General features: G+C 74.0%; 14 protein-coding genes. 7 read left to right on the top strand and 7 right to left on the bottom strand.

The features are described 5' to 3' along the window. Positions 1 to 53: 53 nt before the first annotated feature. Positions 54 to 1,040 (bottom strand): diacylglycerol/lipid kinase family protein, encoded by a 987-nt coding sequence (locus EUS26_RS09385; protein WP_165368566.1) that lies wholly within the window; start codon positions 1,038 to 1,040, stop codon positions 54 to 56. A gap of 62 nt (positions 1,041 to 1,102) precedes the next feature. On the opposite strand from EUS26_RS09385, the gene EUS26_RS16930 reads away from it, so the two are divergent. After that, complete coding sequence (locus EUS26_RS16930; RefSeq protein WP_165368565.1) at positions 1,103 to 1,597, top strand: hypothetical protein; 495 nt, start codon at positions 1,103 to 1,105, stop codon at positions 1,595 to 1,597. Continuing rightward, positions 1,594 to 3,543: a DUF5671 domain-containing protein gene (locus tag EUS26_RS09375; protein ID WP_130013446.1), complete on the top strand. Its 1,950-nt coding sequence runs from the start codon at positions 1,594 to 1,596 to the stop codon at positions 3,541 to 3,543. Before EUS26_RS16930 ends, EUS26_RS09375 begins: the two co-directional genes overlap by 4 nt. Before the next feature lie 75 nt (positions 3,544 to 3,618). Here the strand turns inward: EUS26_RS09375 and EUS26_RS09370 are convergent, their stop codons facing one another. Next, a complete protein-coding gene (locus tag EUS26_RS09370; RefSeq protein WP_130013444.1) occupies positions 3,619 to 4,860 on the bottom strand; it encodes an amidohydrolase in 1,242 nt (413 codons plus the stop codon). 11 nt (positions 4,861 to 4,871) lie between these two features. Here EUS26_RS09370 and EUS26_RS09365 point away from each other — a divergent pair, with 11 nt between their 5' ends. From EUS26_RS09365 to EUS26_RS09355, 3 genes are all read left to right on the top strand, one after another. Then, positions 4,872 to 6,029, top strand: a complete 1,158-nt coding sequence (locus tag EUS26_RS09365; RefSeq protein WP_130013442.1) for a M20 family metallopeptidase — start codon at positions 4,872 to 4,874, stop codon at positions 6,027 to 6,029. A 243-nt stretch (positions 6,030 to 6,272) separates the two neighbouring features. Next, positions 6,273 to 8,867, top strand: a complete 2,595-nt coding sequence (locus EUS26_RS09360) for a hypothetical protein (protein ID WP_130013440.1) — start codon at positions 6,273 to 6,275, stop codon at positions 8,865 to 8,867. 62 nt (positions 8,868 to 8,929) lie between these two features. Further along, positions 8,930 to 9,406 carry a PPOX class F420-dependent oxidoreductase gene (locus EUS26_RS09355; protein WP_130013438.1) on the top strand — a complete coding sequence of 159 codons (477 nt, stop codon included), beginning with the start codon at positions 8,930 to 8,932 and terminating at the stop codon, positions 9,404 to 9,406. Between the two features lie 114 nt (positions 9,407 to 9,520). Here the strand turns inward: EUS26_RS09355 and EUS26_RS09350 are convergent, their stop codons facing one another. The 3 genes from EUS26_RS09350 to EUS26_RS09340 are packed head-to-tail and all read right to left on the bottom strand — an operon-like array spanning position 9,521 to position 12,544. After that, complete coding sequence (locus EUS26_RS09350; RefSeq protein WP_130013436.1) at positions 9,521 to 11,008, bottom strand: cryptochrome/photolyase family protein; 1,488 nt, start codon at positions 11,006 to 11,008, stop codon at positions 9,521 to 9,523. Beyond that, a complete protein-coding gene (locus EUS26_RS09345) occupies positions 11,005 to 11,619 on the bottom strand; it encodes a 2'-5' RNA ligase family protein (RefSeq protein ID WP_130013434.1) in 615 nt (204 codons plus the stop codon). Before EUS26_RS09345 ends, EUS26_RS09350 begins: the two co-directional genes overlap by 4 nt. Positions 11,620 to 11,674: 55 nt before the next feature. Then, the gene (locus EUS26_RS09340; RefSeq protein ID WP_130013432.1) at positions 11,675 to 12,544 is read right to left on the bottom strand and encodes an oxygenase MpaB family protein; all 870 of its coding nucleotides are present in this window, start codon (positions 12,542 to 12,544) and stop codon (positions 11,675 to 11,677) included. Positions 12,545 to 12,708: 164 nt separating this feature from the next. Between EUS26_RS09340 and EUS26_RS09335 the strand changes: the two genes are divergently transcribed. Next, positions 12,709 to 13,653: an aldo/keto reductase gene (locus tag EUS26_RS09335; RefSeq protein ID WP_130013430.1), complete on the top strand. Its 945-nt coding sequence runs from the start codon at positions 12,709 to 12,711 to the stop codon at positions 13,651 to 13,653. 86 nt (positions 13,654 to 13,739) lie between these two features. On the opposite strand, the gene EUS26_RS09330 is transcribed toward EUS26_RS09335, so the two are convergent. Then, positions 13,740 to 16,232, bottom strand: coding sequence for a xanthine dehydrogenase family protein molybdopterin-binding subunit (locus EUS26_RS09330; protein WP_238148888.1), 2,493 nt, complete (start codon positions 16,230 to 16,232; stop codon positions 13,740 to 13,742). A gap of 51 nt (positions 16,233 to 16,283) precedes the next feature. On the opposite strand from EUS26_RS09330, the gene EUS26_RS09325 reads away from it, so the two are divergent. After that, a complete protein-coding gene (locus EUS26_RS09325) occupies positions 16,284 to 17,459 on the top strand; it encodes an acyl-CoA dehydrogenase family protein (protein ID WP_130013426.1) in 1,176 nt (391 codons plus the stop codon). On the opposite strand, the gene EUS26_RS09320 is transcribed toward EUS26_RS09325, so the two are convergent. After that, the gene (locus EUS26_RS09320; protein WP_165368564.1) at positions 17,456 to 19,738 is read right to left on the bottom strand and encodes an acyltransferase family protein; all 2,283 of its coding nucleotides are present in this window, start codon (positions 19,736 to 19,738) and stop codon (positions 17,456 to 17,458) included. The genes EUS26_RS09325 and EUS26_RS09320 overlap by 4 nt on opposite strands. Positions 19,739 to 19,746: the final 8 nt, after the last annotated feature.

The following is a 19,746-nucleotide window of genomic DNA, read 5'->3' as shown; positions in this document are numbered from 1 at the left end:
TCCGCGCGGGGCGGGTCCGCGCGCGACGGGTCTGCGCGCGAGGGGTCGGCGCGTCAGCCCCGGTCGCCTCTCGACCCCTCCGGCACGCGCAGGGCCCAGCCCTGGTCCAGCAGCCGCCAGGAGCGCTCCGTGACCCGCTGCTCCTCGACCTCGCCGTCGGTGTTGATCCGGAAGGCGTCCACCTCACGCTCGGCCCGGACGACGACCTCCCGCCCCGACGTGAGGGTGACGTCCTCGCGCCGGGTGTGCCTGCCCTTGCGCAGGTCGAGCGCGAAGCTGACCCGCTGCAGGGGCGACACGCCGTGAGCCACGACGACCTCCACCGTCCCGTCGTCGGCGCGCGCGTGCGGCGCGACGGGGGTGCCGCCCCCCACCGAGCTGCCCAGCGCCAGGCTCACCATGAGCTCGGGTCGCTCGTCCTCGGCGATGGCCTCCCCGTCGACGAGCACCTGCAGGTGCCAGCCCTTGGAGGTCAGCCCCGCGCGCAGCGCACCCCACGCGTAGCCGGCCTTGCCCAGCACGCCCTTGACCTCGCTGGCGTGCGCGGTCGCCTCGGCCGCCACCCCGGCGTGCACGACATTGACGACGACCTCACCGGCGTCGTCCACCAGGAGGCCGCGCGGGGTGCGGGCGCCGCCCACCGCCACCCGCGCCGCCTCCTGCGGGTCCAGCGGGATGCCGGCGCCGCGCGCCAGGTCGTTGCCGGTGCCGAGCGGCACCACCCCGACGGCGCCGATGCGACCCAGCAGGTCCTGGTCGTGCACCGCCTGCAGGAAGCGGTGCACCGAGCCGTCCCCACCCATGACGACCACGTCGCGCCCGACCGCGGTGGCGACGGCCGCGGCATACTCCTCGTCGTCCCCGGGCGTGACGACCTCGAGGCCGCCGTCCGAGCAGGAGTCGAGCTCGCGGCACACCTCCCTCACCACCTCCTCCTGGGAGGAGCCGGCGCCCGCGTTGGACAGCACGAGCACCCTCGGGTCGGCGGGTTCGGGTCCGTCGGCGCGCTCGGTGGAGTGCGTCGGTTCGTCGGTGGGCACGGCGTCTCCTCGCCTCGGGTCAGGACATGGCCACGCTACGCCCCTGGGTGGGATGATCAGACATGGACAACAGGGCGACCCGTCTGCTGCTCGCCGCCGTCGGCGCGCTCGTCGCGCTCGCGGTCGTGGCCGCCGTCGTCTCGGTGGTCCGCGAGCCCAGCCAGCAGCCCTCCGGCTCGCCGGGCCGCGCGGTCCAGGACTACGTCCAGGCGGTCCACGACCGCGACTACGAGGCCGCCGCGGACCTGCTCGCACCGTCGTCGGAGTGCACGACCGCCGACCTCGAGCAGGGCTTTGTCGACCGTGACGCCCGCATCGTGCTCGTCGAGACCGAGGTCGACGGCGGGTCCGACGACGACGGGGTCGGTGCGCCGCAGGGCTCCACGGCCCGGGTGACCATCGAGATCGTCCGGGGGGACGACGGCCCGGTGCAGGTCGAGGAGTGGGCGGAGGAGCACGTGCTGCGGCTGGAGCGGGTCGCCGACGGCTGGCGGCTGACGGGCAGCCCCTGGCCCGCGTACGACTGCGGGCGCTCCCCGGTGGGTGACGGCCGGTGATCGTCGCCGCACTCTCGCTGCTCGTCGTCGTCGGGCTGGTCGTGGCGCTGGTCACCGGGGTGCTCGCCCTGGTGCGTCGGCGCGCCGACGCCGTGTCCGGTCACGGTGCGCCCCCGGAGATCACCGGCACGGCCGTCCGGCGGTTCTTCCAGTACCTGCTGCTCACCGGCATGCTCGTCGCCGCCGCGTCCGGGCTGACCGGCCTGCTCGGCCGGCTGCTCGAGCGGGGCGCCACCCTCGAGCGCGACGACCAGCAGCTCGCCCTGCAGCTCACCTTCGTCCTCATCGCCCTGCCCGTGTGGGCCGTCCTCGCGTGGTGGTCGGCGCGGCGGCTCCGCACCGACGACCGGGAGGCCCGCTCGGTGGGGTGGTCCCTCGCCGTGCTCGCCGGCGGGCTGATCGCGCTGGTCGTGGCGGTGGTCGGCTGGATCCGGGCGCTCTCGGCGCTGGTGGGGCCCGAACGCCTCGACGGCTCCGCGGTGGCGCAAGGCCTGGTCTGGACGGCCGTCTACGTCGGCTACCGGTGGTGGGGGGAACGGCCGGTGCGGGCACGCTCGGTCCGTGCCCTCGACCTGGTCGGCTCGCTCATCGGGCTCGGCGTGGCGGTGACCGGCCTGGCCCGGCTGACCGGCAGCTCGCTGCGCGCGCTGACCTCGACCGAGAACTCTCTGGTCTCCACCCGCCTGGACGACATCCTGGTGGCCGCCGCCGTGGCCCTCGTGGGCGGCGTCGTCTGGGTGTGGCACTGGCTGGTCCGCAGCGTGGCCGGCCCCCGGGACACACCCTGGCTGGCGCTGGTGCTGCTCGCCGGCGTGGGCGGCGGCCTCGTCATGGCGATCGTCGGGGCGAGCCGCGTCGGGTATGACCTGCTCGTCTGGTGGCTCGGCGACCCGGTGGCCACCTCGGCGTCCCAGCACTTCCGGCCGTTGCCCCTCGAGGTCGGCGTGAGCGTGGTGGGCCTGCTCGTGTGGCGGTACCACCAGACCGTGCTGGACCTCGGGGACGCGGACCGGACCTCCGGCGCGCGGCCCCGGAGCGAGGTGCGGAGGGTCTACGAGTACCTCCTGGCCGCCATCGGCCTGCTGGCGGCGGCGGCAGGTCTGGTGCTGGTCATCGTCACGCTCGTCGAGGCCCTCGCCGGTGACGCGGACCTGCTGACCGCGGGGTCGGCGGTCAACACGCTCCTGGCCACCACCGTCCTGCTCGCCGTCGGGCTACCGGTCTGGTGGCGCCACTGGCGCCAGGCCCAGCGCGCCCGGGCGGCGGACCCGGAGGCCGAGCTGGCCTCCCCCACCCGCCGCAGCTACCTCCTCGTGCTGTTCGGGGTGGCAGCGGTCACCGCCGTGGGCTCCCTGCTCACCCTCGTCTACCTTGTGCTCGAGGACGCCCTCGGCGGCCGCCTCGGCACCGAGACCCTCCGGGCGGTGCGGTACGCGCTCGGGGTGCTGGTGACCGCCAGCCTCCTCACGGCATACCACTGGAGCATCTTCCGCGACGACCGCGAGCACAGCCCAGAGAGCTCGCCGGCCACGTCCCCCGGCGACACGCGGGCGTCGTCCTCCGAGGAGGGCCGGCAGCTGCTGCTGGTGCTCCCCTCCCGACCGGCGGCCCACCGGCCCGGTCCTCACCCGTGGGCCGAGGAGCTCCGCCGGCGCACCGGGGCGCACGTGCGCGTGCTGGAGCGCGAGGACGTCCGCGACGACGAGCCCGGGGCGGGTCCGATGACGGTCGAGGACCTCGTGACCCGCCTGGAGCCGGTGGCGGGACGGTCCGCCGTCCTCCTCGTCGGCCCCGAGGGTCTGCAGGTCATCCCGGTCGGCGACGACCACGAGGCGCCCGCGTCGGCCTCCGGTGGGCAGCAGGCCCGAGCCCCGGCACGCAGCTCACCGACGAGGACCGCGCCGGAGTCCGGCGCAGCCCCCGGCCGGCAGCGCACGCCGGACTGATCCCAGTCCTCGGCGAGCTGCACTCCACGCCCGGCCGACCCCAGCCTCGGCCACCCGCGCGGGGCCGCCCGTTTCTCAGGCCGGGGTCCGCCCCAGACGGTCGGACAGCACGGCATACGCCGCGGTCACCCCGACGCCGAGCGTCGGCTCCAGCTGCGGACCGAAGTGCGGCGAGTGGTTGGTCACCGTCGGCTCCTCCCCCTCGACCTCCTCACGGGTCAGCCCGCCGAAGAACCAGTAGACCCCCGGCACCCCGATGGCGTCCGGCAGCGCGCCGAAGTCCTCGCTGCCCATGACCGCAGGGATCTCCTCCACCTGCTCCTCGCCGAGCTCCCCGCGCAGCACGCCCATCACCCGCGCCGTCTCCTCCTCGTCGTTGACGAGCAGGGGGAAGGTGTAGATCTCCTCGATCTCCGGCTCCGGCGCGTCCGAGGCCATCGCCTCGGCGAGGATCACGCGGCGCAGCGCACCGAGCAGGTGGTCGCGCACGTCCGCGTCGAGGTTGCGCATGTTGACGGTGAACTCGGCGGTCGCCGGGATGATGTTCTCCTTGAGCCCGGCGTGGATCGTGGCGATGGTGATGACGGCGGCCTTCTGCGCCGGGACCTCGCGGCTCTTGAGGCTCTGGATCCGCACGATCATGTGGGCGGCGAGCACGACCGGGTCGATGGTCGACTCCGGCTGCGACCCGTGGCCGCCGCGACCCTTGACGGTCACCCGCCACGCGTCGGAGAACGTCATGGCCGGGCCGGGCGTGACGTCGACGGTGCCGGCCACCCCCGGCCAGACGTGCTGGCCGTAGATCACCTCGGGCCGCGGCGCGCGGTCCCACAACCCGTCCTCGAGCATCGCGGCCGCCCCCTCGGCGGTCTCCTCCCCCGGCTGGAAGAGGAACACCACGGTCCCGGACCAGCCGCCGCGGTCCTGGGCGAGCAGCGTCGCCGCGCCGATCGCGGCGGTGACGTGCATGTCGTGGCCGCAGGCGTGCATGACGGGGACCTCCCGTCCGTCCGGCAGCGAGCCCCGGGCGGTCGAGGCGTACTCGAGGCCGGTGTCCTCCTCCACCGGCAGCGCGTCGGTGTCCGCACGGAAGCCCACCACCGGGCCGTCACCGTTGCGCAGCGTCGCGACCACCCCGGTGCCTCCACAGCGGAACACGTCGTAGCCCAGGGCGCTCATCCGCTCCTCGACGAGCGCCGCCGTCGCCTCCTCCTGCATGGACAGCTCCGGGTGGGAGTGCAGGTGCCGGTAGAGCTCGTGCAGCGATCCGCGCAGGTCGGCGTGCTCGGTCTGGTCCAGGAGGGTCGTCGGCGACATACGGTGAGGGTATGCCGACCACTCACGCGAGCGCTGTCCGGGACCTCGTCGAGGAGCACCTGAACGAGGTCCTGGCCGATCTCGACCTGCTGGTGTCGCTGGAGACGCCCAGCCGACGCCGGGACCTGCTCGTCGCCGCGCTGCCGCAGATCGAGGCATACCTCGTCCGGCGGCTCGGGGAGCCGACCCGCCGGGTGCAGCACGACGGCGGCGACCTCGGCGACGTCCTCGACCTCACGTGGGCCGGGACGGACGAGGGGCAGGTGCTGTCACTGGCGCACTACGACACCGTCTGGCCGGAGGGGACCCTGGCGTCGTGGCCGCTCACCCGCGACGGCGACGTGCTCACCGGACCCGGCGTGCTCGACATGAAGGTCGGCGTCGTGCAGACGGTCTGGATGCTGCTGGCCCTGCGCGAGCTCGGGGTGCCGCACCCGGACCTCCGGCTGCTGCTGACGGCGGACGAGGAGGTCGGCTCCCGGGTGGGGCGGCCGCACCTGGAGCAGGCGGCGCGCGAGGCGCTCGTCACCCTCATCACCGAGCCCAGCGCCGGCGGGGCGGTGAAGACGCGCCGCAAGGGCATGGTGTTCGCCGACCTCACGGTGCACGGCGTGGAGGCTCACGCCGGGCTCGACCCCGACGCCGGGGCGAGCGCCGTCCACGAGCTGGCCACGCTGGTGCCGCGCCTGGTCGAGCTGGCCGACCGGGAGCGGCAGACCACGGTCAACGTCGGCACGATCAGCGGCGGCAGCGGCCGCAACGTCGTGGCCGGCCGGGCGACCTGCGAGGTGGACGTGCGCATCCAGGACCCCGCCGAGGAGGAGCGGATCGTCCGGGCGCTGGAGGCGCTCGAGGCGACGGACCACCGGTGCCGGCTGGAGGTGGTGGTCGACCGCAACCGGCCGCCGATGAACCCCACGGCCGACACCGACCGGCTGCTGGCACTCGTCCGTGCTGCGGGTGCCGACCTCGGGGTCGAGGTGGGCGACCAGCCGGTCGGCGGCGCCAGCGACGGCAACTTCGTCGCCGCGCTGGGTCTGCCCGTGCTGGACGGTCTGGGCGGCATCGGCGCAGGCCCGCACGCCCGGCACGAGCACATCCTCGTCAGCGGACTCGCCCGCCAGACCGCCCTCATGGCGGGGGTCGTGGAGCAGCTCACGCAGGCCTGAGCTCCTGGGGGCGGGGCTGTACGACGGAGCTGGGGACATCTCGACGTGCCGTCACCAGGGGGCCCTGCACTGCAGCCCATGTCCTGATGGGGAACCGTCACGGATGTCCTCACACAGAACCGTCACCGATGTCTTGATACAGGACCGTCACCGATGTCCTGCCACAACACAGTCCGACAGGCTGTGGGCTCTTGCATCATTCGAACACATGTTCTATCATGGGGTATGGAAAGGGGGAGGGACATGCTGCACAGCTCGTGGTTCGAGTCGTCGTTGGAGCTCCGCCTGCACGAGCTCGTGGAACGGCATGCAGGGCGTCGGGCCCCGGCGGTGCACGAGCTGGACCTGAGCCCGTTGAGCATCCTGCTCCAGCTGGATCCTCCCCCACAGACGCGGCCAGGCGCGATGGTCGCGTGCCCGGGCGGTGCCGAGGACCCTGACGAGCCCTCCAGCACAGCACCGACCCAGCAGGTGTGCGCAGCACGACACGCCGGGGCGCACGGCTCGGGTGCACAGGACGCGGCCGGACCCGCGACCGACCACCACCCAGCTGAGACCGTCGCTCGGGTCCGGATGCTCGCGCGGCAGCGCTCGGCCGTGGAGTCCGCGCTGCTCGAGGCCGCTCACGCGCTGACGGCCGACATCGGACAGACCCTGCTGACGCACCAGGGGTATGCCGATGTGGACGAGCTGACCTCCTCCCTCCGTCGCCGCTGGCGTGCCGAGACCAAGCGGCTGGCCGTCGCCGAGCTGCAGGTGGCGCTGGGGCTGGGCGTCAAGGAGGCACGGCAGATGGTCGGTGTCGCCTGCGCGCCGACGCCGGTGCGCACCGTGGTGCGAGAGGCTCTCGACACCGGCCTGGCGTCGTGGGGCCATGTGCGAGCGTTCTGGGACCGGTGCGGGTCGCTGGCCGCCGACGAGGCGTCGCTGGCGTGCGAGTCCCTCTTCGGGTCCGATCCGGACACCGTGGTGCCCGAGCGCCTCGCGCCGGACGGCACGGTGCTGGACCGGCCCTGGCACCAGGCGGAGTTCTGGGCCGCCCTGGAGCGGGAGGCGGTGCGGGTCGAGGGCCAGGACGTCGTCGCCGAGCGGGGGCGTCGACGCAGGGCGCGGGCCGAGCGACGGGTCTGGATGCGCATCGACGACGACTCGACCGCCACCCTGGCGATCACCGGGCCGCTGACCAGCCTGTGCGCGATCTCCCAGCGCCTGGAGGGATCGGCCAAGGCGTTGCGCAAGGGTGGTGACGAGCGCACCCTGGCGCAGCTCCGCTCCGATGTCGCCCAGACCCTCCTGCTGCACGGGCGCCTCGAGCTGCCGGACCTGGGCGAGGACGGCCTGGTCACCCCGGACGACAGCGACACCGTTGCGCAGGTCGTCACCGCGCAGCCGGCCATCTCGCTCCAGGTCGTGGTGCCCTGGGACGCCCTCGCGGGCCGCCCCGCCTGCGCGACGTGCGTCGGGGCCTCCTCCGGTGCGACCGGACCGGCGCCGTCCGACGTCGTCCACCGCGGGCAGCCCGCGGAGACCGCCCCCTCTGTCCATCCAGACACCGGTGCGCCTCACCGTGCCGACGCGTCGACGCCTCAGACCCCTGACACGGGTGAGCCACCGCCGCCCGACTCCGGGACGGGCAGCACGCCCGACGGGAGACCCACGACCGCCAGTGATAGTCCCACCTCCCTCGACGGTCCCCGACGGCCAGACCGGCCGGGCGGCGGAACACCACCTCGACCCTCGCTCGAGGGACGGGGGACGGCACAGGCCTCCCCAGGTCAGGAGCCTCCACCAGCGGGTCATGCCCTCCCACCACCACCCGCGACCCTGCGTGGCGGATCGGTCGCAGAGCTCCTCGGGCGGCACCCCGCGTTCATCAGTCCTGGCCACAGCCGGGAGCTGGCACTGACCCCGGGGACGACGCTGTCCCGGTTGCTGGTCGACCCTGCAGACGGGCGCCTCATCGAGCGCAGCGTCGCCTCCTACCGGCCAGATGCCGCCATGCGACGCCAGGTCGTCGCCGCCGACGTCACCTCACGCGCTCCGGGCAGCCGCACCCCGGCGACCGCCTGCGAGATCGACCACGAGGAGCCGTGGGGTGCTGGCGGGTCCACGAGTGAGACCAACCTCGCGCTCAAGGACATCCGCAGTCACCAGTTCAAGACCGAGGGCTGGTGGGCCAGCGCGCTGAGCCCCCGCCGCGACCTGCGGTGGGAGACCGTGCTCGGTCAGATCGAGCAGACCCGTGGCCACGACTACCGGCAGTACCTCCCGTCAAGCCGCCTCCTGACCGACAGACAGGACGGTCCTCCCCCCGTCGACGCCACCCAGCACGGCGACCTGGGCCCCACCCGGCACGGTGACCCGGACCGCAGCCGGCACGGCGACCCGGAACCCCCCCCCCGGGACGACGACCTCGACGTCGCCTGCTGCGCCCTCTACGCCGCCCTGGCCCACCGTGGCGTCGCGGCGCTCCTCGCAGATGCGGACGATGCCGACGGTGCCACCGACCACGACCCCACGCTCAGCGGCTGGATCACCATGACGCACCGAGGGCCCGACGGGCAGCGTCGGTGTGGTCCGTCGGACGACCAGGCCACCCTGGCCAGCCTGCTGAGAATGACCCCTCGGACGACGGAGGAGGGACGTCAGCAGCGCGGGGAGTGCGTTGACGCCGACGCCACCCACGGCGACAGCACCAGCGATGACGACACAAACCCGATCGTCCCTGGCGACGCCACTGACGGGAGCGGCCCCCGCAACGAGAGCCCTGACGCAGGGCGCCCCTCTCGGACGCATCAGCCGTGGGGCGCCCGGCGCGACGACCCTCCGCCCTTCTGAGGACCCGTGGTCGAGCGGGGGCTGCCGCGACGCATACCCTCGCCGGTGGCACAGTGGGACCCATGCCCCGCACCATCGCCACCACCACCGAGGTCGACCGCGAGCGCCTCCTGGAGTTCGCCCGCGACCGCCACAGCCTCGTCCTCATCACCCAGCGGCAGGACGGCCGACCGCAGGCCTCCCCGGTCACCGGCGGGGTCGACGAGGAGGGTCGCATCGTCATCTCGACCTACCCGGAGCGCGCCAAGACGGCGAACGCGCGACGGGATCCGGAGGTGAGCGTCCTGGTGCTGTCCGACGAGTTCGACGATGCGTGGGTGCAGGTCGACGGCACCTGCGAGGTCCTCGACGGCGAGGACGCCGTCGAGCCGCTCGTGGACTACTTCCGGTGCATCTCCGGGGAGCACCCAGACTGGGACGAGTACCGCCAGGCCATGCGCGACCAGGGCAAGTCGCTCATCCGGGTCACCCCGCAGCGGTGGTCGCCGATCGCCACGGGCGGGTTCCCCGCCCGGCTGGCCGACTCCGACCGGAGCTGACCCGGCCGAGCAGGCCATACCCGAGCCACTCGACAAGAAGTGACGTGGCCTGAGCTGCAGGACCTCAACGACCCCGGCGACCCCTTCCGCTGAGCGATCCCAGCCGCGACACGGCTACCGACCGAGCCACGGCGCCGCTGACCCGCGGTGCTGCTGCTTCTTCTCGTCCGCCATCCCGTCCCACGTCCGGGCGGCGAAGTTGGCCCGGGTGTTGGCCTCGAAGACGTCGCGGTGGTCCTCCACGAAGGTCCAGTAGAGCCCGTCCCACGCCTGCCGCCACTCCCCGGTGGGCAGGTCCGACATCTTCCGCAGGTAGTTGCTGCCGGACACGTAGGGCTTGGTCGTGATGGCGTCACCGGCGGCGAACTGGCTCATCGCGTAGACATTCGGCACCATCACCCAGTCGTAGGCGTCGACGAAGAGCGACATGAACCAGCGGTACACCTCGTCGGGGTGCACGCGCAGCAGGCACAGGGCGTTGCCGAGCACCATGAGCCGCTCGATGTGGTGGGCGTACCCCCGCTCGAGGACCCGGCGGATGACCAGGTCGACCGGCTCGAGGCCGGTGTCGCCGGTCCACCACGACTCCGGCATGGAACGCCCGTGCTCCAGCACGTTGCTCGTGCGCATCCGCCGGCCCCACAGCCGGTACGTCGCCCGCATGTACTCCCGCCACCCGATGAGCTGACGCACGAACCCCTCGAGGCTGGGCAGGTCGACGTCGTGCTCGTCCGCCGCGTCCAGGGCGCGCTCCAGCACCTGGTCGGGGTTGATGAGACCGCAGTTCAGGGCGGGGCTGAGCGCGGCGTGGAAGACGACGGGGTGCTCGGTGCTGATCGCGTCCTCGTAGGGCCCGAACTGGGTGAAGCGTTCGTCGAGGAAGCGGCGCAGCGCGGCGTCGGCCTCGCCCGGCGAGGTCGACCAGCAGAACGTGTCGGGGTCGCCAGGAGCGTCCGGGAAGTGCTCGGCGACCCAGTCGGCCGCCTCGTCGACCCGGGTATGCCGTCGCGAGGGTCCGAGCGAGGGATCAGGCACGTGGTGGCCCGCGGGCAGCTTCTTGCGGTTCTCGGTGTCGAAGGACCACCGGCCGCCCACCGGCTGCTCACCGTCCATGAGGACGTCCAACCGGCGCCGCTGCCAGGCGTAGAAGTGCTGCATCCGGGCGCCTCCGGAGGCGAAGTGCTCGTGGATCTGCTCCCGGGTGGTGAGGAAGGACGGTGTGTCGAGGACGTCCTCGCGGCTGAGCTCGTATCCCCCCTCCCGCAGCTGGTCGCGGCAGTGCCGACCCAGCCAGTCGTCCGCGACGTCGAGAACGCTGACGCCGTCCGGCCGCAGCCGCTGCACGAGCTCGACGAGCCCGGCGCCGCTCGTCCGGTCGGGGGTGGACTCGACGACCTCGACGTCGAAGGACGCCTCGCGGGCGCGGTCCACGAAGCGGGCGACCGCGGCACGGTGCATGACCAGCTTGTGCGCGTGGAAGGGGAACTGGCGGTAGAGCAGGTCGTCCTCGACGACGACGAGCACGGTGCCGCGAGGGACGTCGAGCTGCTCGGTGTGCAGCTGGTGCGGGTAGACCAACCGCACCTGCGTGCCGCCGCTCATGCGGCGCTCACGGCGACGTCCGACACGCTCTCCGCCTCCGGGTCCCACCAGCGCAGGGCCTCGACGGTGAGGCTGCGCCCGGCGCCGGACCCGGCTCCCCGCCCCGAGATCCCGCTCCCGGCTCCCCGCCCCGGGACCCCGTCCCCGCGTCCGCCCGGGCCGTCCTCGCGCTCGCGCGACGCGACGCTCAGCGCGGCGAGAGCCATGCCGGCGCTCTCCGTGGTCAACCGGGTCGCCAGGCTCACGTGCGGCACCCACGGACGCTCGTCAGCGCCCTCCCACTGCCACGTCAGCTCGGCCTGCGCCCGCCGCGCGCTCAGGGGTGCGGACACCAGGTCGGCGATGGTCAGCCGACGCCCTCCGAGCAGGACGAGGCCGGTCACGTCCAGCTGCAGCGGCAGCAAGGGCCCCCACTGCTCCGACGCCAGCGCCAGCACCCGCTGCTCTGGCGGTTGGGGAGAGGACGCGACGGTGAGGTGCGGCCGGTGCGTGGCCCCCCGGTGCCGCGCCAACGAGGCGATCCCGGCGTCCTCCAGCGCCGCCCACCGGGCACGGACCCAGGCGTCGTCCTCCGGGCCGAGCACCAGCTCCAGCGCGTGCGCCCGGCTCACGCGTCCGTCTCCTGTCCTCCGCGCCCCCGCACCGGGGCCGTCGTCGTCGCCCGGCTCACGCGGCCGCTTCCTGCTGGGCCCGACCGACCCCGGCCATCGCCCAGCGCACCGTCGACGTGCTGGCGCGGCCCAGGGGGGAGAGCACGGCGCGCGACAGGACGGTGGAGGTCGGCAGGCCCAGCTCCGAACGGGCCCATGGCGGGAGCAGGGCGACACCGCCCGCGGCGATGGCCCAGTAGCCGGGGCGCGAGGCGAGCGGCAGCGGCGGCTCGGCCAACAGGAATCTCGCGGCCTCCCGCGCGGCCTCGGTGGCCTCCAGCTCGGGCCGGTATGCCTCGAGCACCTCGCGCAGGTCGCGCACCGTCGTGGGTGGGTCCAGGACGCCGAGGTGCCGGGCGGAGACACCCGCCTGCTCGACGTAGCGGTCCGCCTCCTGCGGGGTCAGTGGCGAGCCGGAGAAGGCCTGGTAGCCGTCGAGGAACGAGAGCGCCTCCGCGACGTGCACCCACAGGAGCAGATGCGGGTCGGAGGCGCGGTAGGGACGCCCGAAGGCGTCCTTGCCGCGCACCCGCTCGTGGATCGCCCGGACGTGCCCGATGGTCGCCAGGGCGTGGTCCACGGTGCCGAAGGTGGTCGCGGCCAGGTAGGTGCTGGTGCGCTGCAGCCGGCCCCACGGGTCACCCTTGTATCCCGAGTGCCCCGCCACCCCGGCCATGGCCATCGGGTGCAGCATCTGCAGCAGCAGCGCGGCGACCCCGGCCGGGAACATCGAGGCGTCGGCGTGCACGCGCCATACCGGGTCCTGCGGCGTGAACCAGCGCTCCCCGGGCGTGTCCCAGATGACCGCAGCGCGCTGATGGGCGTCGTCGCCCGCCACCCGGGATCGCAGGGCAGAGCCCAAGGCGCTCTGCAGCCGACCGATCATCCGGCGCACCTCGCATTCGCAGACCGTGGACAGAGGATGAACAAAGACGTGACATCAGCACTATCGCACGGCGCCACCCGCCCGTCCACGCGGCCCGGCCCGAGCCGCCACCGAGGGTCGCCCGACCCGGCGGACGCCCCGGCCGGCTTGTACTGTCGGACGCCATGCGCACCCCCACCTTCCCCGGCACCGACCGCACCTTCCTGCCCGTCAACCTCGGCGGCAACCCCTTCGGCTGGACCGCTACCGCGGAGGCCAGCGAGGCCGTCCTCGACGCCTTCCTCGAGGGCGGCGGCTCGTTCGTCGACACCGCCGACGCCTACTCGTCGTGGGCGGAAGGGCACGAGGGCGGCGAGTCCGAGCGCGTCCTGGGCGACTGGATGGCCGACCGCGGCAACCGCGAGCAGGTCCTGGTCGCGACCAAGGTCGGCAAGAAGCCGGGGCGCGAGGGCCTGACCCGCGACTCCGTCCTCGCCGCCCTGGACGAGTCCCTCGAGCGGCTCCGGACCGACCGCATCGATCTCTACTACGCGCACGCCGACGACGAGTCGGTGGCCATCGAGGACCAGGTCGCCACCTTCGACGAGGCGTTCCGCAGCGGCAAGATCGGCGCGGTCGGCCTGTCGAACTACTCCCCCGGGCGCCTGCGCGAGTTCATGGAGACCGCCGCCGCCCAGGGCGCCGTCCTCCCGACAGCCGTCCAGCCGCGCTACAGCCTGGTCTCGCGGTCCGGGTACGAGAACGAGATCGCCCCGCTCGTGGCCGAGTTCGACCTCGCGGTCTTCTGCTACCCGGCGCTGGCCTCCGGCTTCCTCACCGGCAAGTACCGCACCGAGGACGACTTCGCGGGCAACGCGCGGGGCGGGGCCGCCCGCAGGTATGCCGAGGCCGGGGGTCTCGCGGTCGTGGACGCCCTGGTCGAGGTCGCCGGACGGCACGAGGTCGACCCGGCCTCGGTGGCCCTGGCCTGGCTGCTGGACCGCGGCGTCACCGCCCCCATCGCGTCGGCGTCCCGCCCCGAGCAGCTGGAGCCGCTGCTCGCGGCGACCCGCCTCGAGCTGACCCAGGAGGACCGGGACGAGCTCGACCTCGTCTCAGCGACCCTGTAGGTCCCGGCGACCCTGGAGCTGCGGGCGACCGCGTCGCTCTCGAGGACCCTGTCGCTCTCGGCTGTCGCCCCCCCTGGCACGGAGGCTCAGACCTCGACGTCGTCCACGGCGTCGAGATCGGGCAGGTCGTCGAAGATGGCCGGCGGCTCCCGCCAGGGGTCGTGACGGCCCTGCGCCGCCTCGGTGACCGCCCGCAGCACCCGTTCCGGGGTGCAGGGGATGTCGACGTGGCGCACGCCGAGGTGGGCGAGCGCGTCGACGACGGCGTTCTGCACCGCAGGGGTCGACCCCACAGTGGCGGCCTCCCCGATCCCCTTGGCGCCCAACGGGTTCCGGTCCGTGGGCGTGGTGGTGAGGCTGGTCTCCAGCTGGACGACGTCGGCGGCGGTGGGCAGGGTGTAGTCGGCGAAGGTCGCCGTGACCGGGTTGCCGAGCTCGTCGTAGCGGAACTCCTCGAACAGCGCCTGGGCGATGCCCTGCACGCAGCCGCCGTGCTGCTGCCCGCGCACGAGGAGCGGGTTGACGACGGTGCCGCAGTCGTCGACCGCGACGTGCCGCAGCAGTCGCACGGCCCCGGTCTCCACGTCGACCTCGACGACGCTGACGTGGGTCCCGAAGGGGAAGGTCGACCCGTCCTGGGAGAAGTCGTGGTCGACCGACAGCCCCTCCCCTCGCTCGTGCGCCCGCCCGGCGACGGCGTCCCAGGTGAGCGAGGCCCCCGGCACGCCGCGCACCCCGAAGCTGCCGTCGACCAGCTCGACGTCGGTCTCGGCGACCTCCAGCAGGTCGGCGGCCAGGCGGGTCGCCTGCTCGCGCAGCCGGACCGCCGCCTCCAGCACGGCGCTGCCGCCCAGCTGCAGCGACCGCGCGCCTCCGGTCCCGCCCCCCGAACGCACCTGCGCGGTGTCGGACTGCACGTAGCCGACCCGCTCCAGGGGCAGGCCGAGCTGGTCGGCGACCAGCATCGAGAACGCCGTCGCGTGACCCTGGCCGTGCGCCGAGGTCCCGGCCATCACCGTGACCGAGCCGTCCTCGGCGACCCGGATGCCGGCATACTCCGAGCCGCCGAACCCGGTGATCTCGACGTAGCTGGCGATGCCGATGCCCAGCTGCCAGGCGCCGCCCTCCTCGCGTCGGCGTCGCTGCTCGGACCGCAGCGCGTCGACCCCGGCGGCCTCCAGCGCCGCCTCGAGGGCCCGGGCGTACTCGCCGGTGTCGTAGCGGGCGCCGAACTTGGTCTCGTGCGGGAAGTCGGCCGGGGCCACGAAGTTGCGACGGCGGAACTCCTCCGGGGTCAGGCCGCTCTCCCGGGCCGCGTGGTCCATCGCCCGCTCCACCATCGCCGCCGCCTCGGGCCGCCCGGCCCCGCGGAACGCCCCGGTCGGGCTGGTGTTGGTCATGACCGAGACCGCGTCGTAACGCAGCCGCGGGACGACGTAGGAGCCCTCGGACATGGTCCGGGTCGAGCCGCTGGCGAAGGACCCGCCGAAACCGGCGTAGGCGCCGCAGTCCCCCACCAGCCGCGCGCGCATCCCGGTGATCCTGCCGTCCTCGTCCAGCCCCACCTCGACGTACTGCACCTGACCGCGGCTGGTCATCGAGAGCATCGTCTCGCTGCGCGTCTCCACCCAGCGCACCGGTCGCCCGAGGCGGCAGCTCGCGCGCACCACGGCCGCGTGCTCCGGGATGATCCCGGCCTTGCCGCCGAAGGCGCCGCCCACGTGCGGGGCCCGGACGCGCACCGCGTCCTTCGGCAGCCCGGTCCACCGGACCAGGAGCCGGTGGGCCAGGTGCGGGTGCTGGGTGGCGAGGGCGACGTCCAGGCCGCAGACGCGGACCGACCGTGCGTCGTCGCCGCCGTCACCCCCGTCGCCACCGCGATCCCCGTCGCCACCGCGACCCCCGTCGTCACCGCTACCCCCGTCGTCACCACTGCCGCCGTCGTCACCGGCACCGGCCAGGGACGGCCGCACCAGGATGCCGTGGCCCTCGATCGGGCTGGTCGCCATCCGGTTGTTCTCCATCCGCAGCCGCGCGACCCGGTGGGCGCCGGCGAGGACGTCCTGCTCGCCCTCGGGGTCCTTGACGGCCAGCACCACGTTGGTGCCGAGCTCGGGGAACTGCTGCGGCGCGTCGTCGGCCAGGGCGTCCTCGAGGTCGACGACCGCCTCCAGCTCCTCGTAGTCGACGTCGACGAGGTCGGCGGCGTCGACCGCGGCCACCCTGCTCGTCGCCACGACGAGGGCGACGGGGTCGCCGACGAAGCGCACCCGGCCGGTGGCCAGGGCGGTGCGCGCCACCCGGTCGTGGATCTGGGCGAACGGCGGCACCGGGTCGGTCCCCAGGTCGTCGGCGGTGAAGACCCCCACCACCCCGGGCGTCGCCGCGGCCGCGGAGGTGTCGATGCCGGTGAGCAGCGCGTGCGCCACCGGGCTGCGGACGAAGACCGCGTGCAGCACGTCGGGGTCGTCGAGGTCGAGGTCGCCGACGAAGGTGCCGCGCCCCCTCAGCAGGTCGGGGTCCTCCACCCGGCGCACCTCGGTGCCGAGGATGGACGTCCCGCGCATGAGATCGGTCATCCCCCCATCCTGCCGCGCCGGCGTGGCCCCGGCGACCGGCATGATGGAGGTATGCCTGCCGAGACGCTCGACCTGCTCGACCTGGACTCCCTGCTCGACGACGACGAGCGCGCGGTGCGTGAGTCGGTGCGGTCGGTGTGCGGCGATCACGTGCTGCCGCACGTCGCCGGGTGGTTCGAGGCCGGGCACGTCGACCACGGGGTGGTGCGCGAGCTGGCCGGTGAGTTCGGCCGGCTCGGGCTGCTGGGGATGCACCTCGAGGGCTACGGCTGCGCGGGGATGAGCGCGGTGGACTACGGCCTGGCCTGCACCGAGCTGGAGGCCGCGGACTCCGGCATCCGCTCGCTGGTCTCGGTGCAGGGGTCGCTGGCGATGCACGCCATGCACGCCTTCGGCACCGAGGAGCAGAAGCAGGCGTGGCTGCCCGGCATGGCGGCGGGAGAGACGATCGGCTGCTTCGGGCTGACCGAGCCGGACCACGGCTCGGACCCCGGGTCGATGACCACCCGCGCCCGCCGGGACGGCAGCGACTGGGTCCTCGACGGGGCCAAGACGTGGATCACCAACGCCCCGCTCGCCGACGTGGCGGTGGTGTGGGCCCGCACCGACGACGGGATCCGCGGGTTCGTGGTGCCGACCGCCACCCCCGGGGTCTCCACCCCCACCATCGAGCACAAGATGTCGCTGCGGGCCTCGGTCACCGGCGAGGTCGTCCTCGAGGACGTGCGACTGCCGCAGGACGCGGTCCTGCCCGGCGTGCGGGGTCTCAGAGGCCCGCTCTCCTGCCTGTCCGAGGCGCGCTACGGCATCGTCTGGGGCTCGATGGGCGCCGCCCGCTCGGCGCTGTCCACGGCGCTGGAGTATGCCGGCACGCGCGAGCAGTTCGGCCGCCCCATCAGCGCCTTCCAGCTCACCCAGGCCAAGCTGGCCCGCATGCACCAGTCGTGGGCCACCGGCTCCCTGCTGGCGTTGCACCTCGGCCGGCTCAAGGACCGCACCGGTCTGCGTCCCGAGCAGGTGAGCGTCGGCAAGCTCAACAACGTCACCGCGGCGCTCGAGATCTGCCGCACCGCCCGCACCGTCCTGGGTGCGAACGGGGTCTCCGGCGACTACCCGGTCATGCGCCACATGGCCAACCTCGAGTCGGTGCTGACCTACGAGGGCACCGAGGAGATGCACACCCTCGTCGTCGGCCAGGCCCTCACCGGGCAGCAGGCGTACCGCTAGCCGGACCGGGACGTCGCACCACGGGCATCGCCGGTGACCCCCAGCCGGTCGAAGGCCACCTGCAGCCGGTCGCCCAGCACGTCGGACAGGGACCGGGCGTAGGTATCGGTGATGTGGCTGCCCTGCCGGTAGACGAGGACACCGCCGACCACGGGTGGGCACTCGTCCTGCCCGGGGCACACCCAGTCGTTCATGGTCACGAAGGTCGAGGTCTCGACCTGCTCCACGGCCCCCAGGAGCGGGCCGGTGCCGCTGCCGCTGTTGCCGTCGAAGGTGCAGCGCCCCAGGTCACCGCGGTGGTCGGCGACGCAGGCGTAGACCTGCAGGTCGCCCGGCTGCGGGGTGTCCGCCACCGCGACGACCGGCACCCCGGCGGCACCGACCTCCTGCCAGAGCTGCGCCATACCCTGGGCGAGCACCTCCCCCGACAGCTCGCCGTCCTCGGCGCGACCCTGCGACTTGACCGAGGACGTCAGGACCACGTCCGGCGGGCGGTCCACCAGCCGCTGCGTCACCTCGGCCCCCCAGGACCGGCACGCCTGCGCGTCCGCCTCGTCCTCGAACTCGACCGGGGTGGCGCTCCAGGGGCAGGCCGACCGGTAGTAGACGTCGACGCGCCACCCCCGCTCCTCACCGAGCTGGTCCAGGGCGCCCATCCACTGGGCGATCTTGGAGTCGCCGACGACGGCCACGTGCAGGTCCCCCTCGGGGTCGCCGTAGCTGCAGCGCACGACCTCCTCGGTATCGGCGTCGCACCCCTCGTCGTAGAGCGCGGGCACGTCACGCGTCGCCTCGAGGGGGTCCGGGGTGATCGACGCGGGTGACAGGTCGACCCCGTCCAGGCCGGGCGAGGGCGCCCCGTCGGTGCCGGACGGGACCTCGCGGCCCCCGGACCCGCTCGTACCGGCGGCGCCGTCCTGGTCTCCCGCCGCGCCGCCCGCGCCGTCCTGGTCCCCCGCCGCCCCGTGCGCGCCGTCGTCCGCCGTGCCGGTGCCGTCGTCCCCCGCGACCGCTCCGTCGTCCCCCGTGCGGGTGCCGTCGTCCTGCAGGGCGCCCGCGCCCTCGGCGTCCCCCGCGGCTGCCTCGTTGGTGCGGACCTGCCGGTCGACCTCGCGCACCAGCTGCCAGCCGGTGGCCGCCGCCAGGACCGTGCACAGCGCTCCCACCGCCAGCCCGGCCGCGGGGCGTGCCCAGCGACCGCGGGCGTGACGTACCGGCTGCTCGACGAGCAGGTAGCCCGCCACGGCCGGAGCCACGCACAGGAGCACGACCCCCAGGCCGGTCCAGACGGACAGCTCCCCCAGCCGGGCCTCGGCCACGACGAGCAACGGCCAGTGCCACAGGTAGAGCGAGTAGGACAGCGCGCCGATCCACTGCAGCACCGCCCACCGGTGCACCCGGAGGGGCCCCAGCACCTCCGAGGCCCGCACCCCACCGATGATCGCGGCCGCCGTGCCCAGGGTCGGGACGAGAGCGGCCCAGCCCGGCCAGGCGGTCTGCGCGCCGGTCAGCATCGCGCCGGCCACCACGACCGCAGGACCTCCCCAGGCCAGCACCGTGGCCAACGGGACGGGCACCCTGGACCACCAGGCGCTGCCGAGGGCGACGAGCGCCCCGACCCCGAGCTGCCACAGCCGGGTGGTGGTGACGAAGTAGGCCTCCGGCGGGCTGGTGGCGCTGAGGTGGACCGCCCAGGCGAAGGAGGGCAGGACGACCACCAGACCCAGCAGCAGCGCCACCACCGGGACGGTGCGCAGGCCCCGGCGCCGCGCGAGGCCTGCCGCCAGGAGGAGCAGCAGCGGCCAGACGAGGTAGAACTGCTCCTCGACGGCGAGCGACCAGTACTGCTGCACCGGGGACGCGACCGAGTCCTCGGCCAGGTAGTCCACGGACCGGTCGGCCAGGCGCCAGTTGACGACGTAGAGACCTGAGGTGACGACGTCCCAGCCGGTCTCGCGCCAGCGGACCTGGGGCAGCAGGGTCAGGGTGAGCAGCGCGGTCGTGACGAGGACGAGGGCCGAGGCGGGGAGCAGGCGCCGCGCCCGGCGCGACCAGAAGCGGCGCAGGTCCACCGACCCGGTGCGCAGAACCTCACCGACGAGCAGCCCGGTGATGACGTAGCCGGAGATGACGAAGAAGACGTCGACGCCGGCGAAGCCGCCGGGGAGCCACGGCACCCCCGCGTGGTAGAGCAGGACGAGCACGACGGCCAGCGCCCGCAGGCCCTGGATGTCGGCCCGGTAGCCCGGCGGCACCTGACGACCACCGACCCCGCTCACCCCGGCGA

Origin of the sequence: Serinicoccus sediminis (genome assembly GCF_004153545.1) — a bacterium.
Lineage (GTDB): Bacteria > Actinomycetota > Actinomycetes > Actinomycetales > Dermatophilaceae > Ornithinicoccus > Ornithinicoccus sediminis_A.
The sequence above is the reverse complement of the archived record's forward strand: the minus strand, read 5'-3'. Positions and strand labels throughout refer to the sequence as shown.

Excerpts from the sequence above, each read along its gene's own strand:
- EUS26_RS09335 (WP_130013430.1), top strand. The coding sequence starts at position 12,709 with ATGCGCACCCCCACCTTCCCCGGCACCGACCGCACCTTCCTGCCCGTC.
- EUS26_RS09360 (WP_130013440.1), top strand. The coding sequence starts at position 6,273 with ATGCTGCACAGCTCGTGGTTCGAGTCGTCGTTGGAGCTCCGCCTGCAC.
- EUS26_RS09370 (WP_130013444.1), bottom strand. The coding sequence starts at position 4,860 with ATGTCGCCGACGACCCTCCTGGACCAGACCGAGCACGCCGACCTGCGC.
- EUS26_RS09325 (WP_130013426.1), top strand. The coding sequence starts at position 16,284 with ATGCCTGCCGAGACGCTCGACCTGCTCGACCTGGACTCCCTGCTCGAC.
- EUS26_RS16930 (WP_165368565.1), top strand. The coding sequence starts at position 1,103 with ATGGACAACAGGGCGACCCGTCTGCTGCTCGCCGCCGTCGGCGCGCTC.
- EUS26_RS09365 (WP_130013442.1), top strand. The coding sequence starts at position 4,872 with ATGCCGACCACTCACGCGAGCGCTGTCCGGGACCTCGTCGAGGAGCAC.
- EUS26_RS09340 (WP_130013432.1), bottom strand. The coding sequence starts at position 12,544 with ATGATCGGTCGGCTGCAGAGCGCCTTGGGCTCTGCCCTGCGATCCCGG.
- EUS26_RS09350 (WP_130013436.1), bottom strand. The coding sequence starts at position 11,008 with ATGAGCGGCGGCACGCAGGTGCGGTTGGTCTACCCGCACCAGCTGCAC.
- EUS26_RS09330 (WP_238148888.1), bottom strand. The coding sequence starts at position 16,232 with ATGACCGATCTCATGCGCGGGACGTCCATCCTCGGCACCGAGGTGCGC.
- EUS26_RS09355 (WP_130013438.1), top strand. The coding sequence starts at position 8,930 with ATGCCCCGCACCATCGCCACCACCACCGAGGTCGACCGCGAGCGCCTC.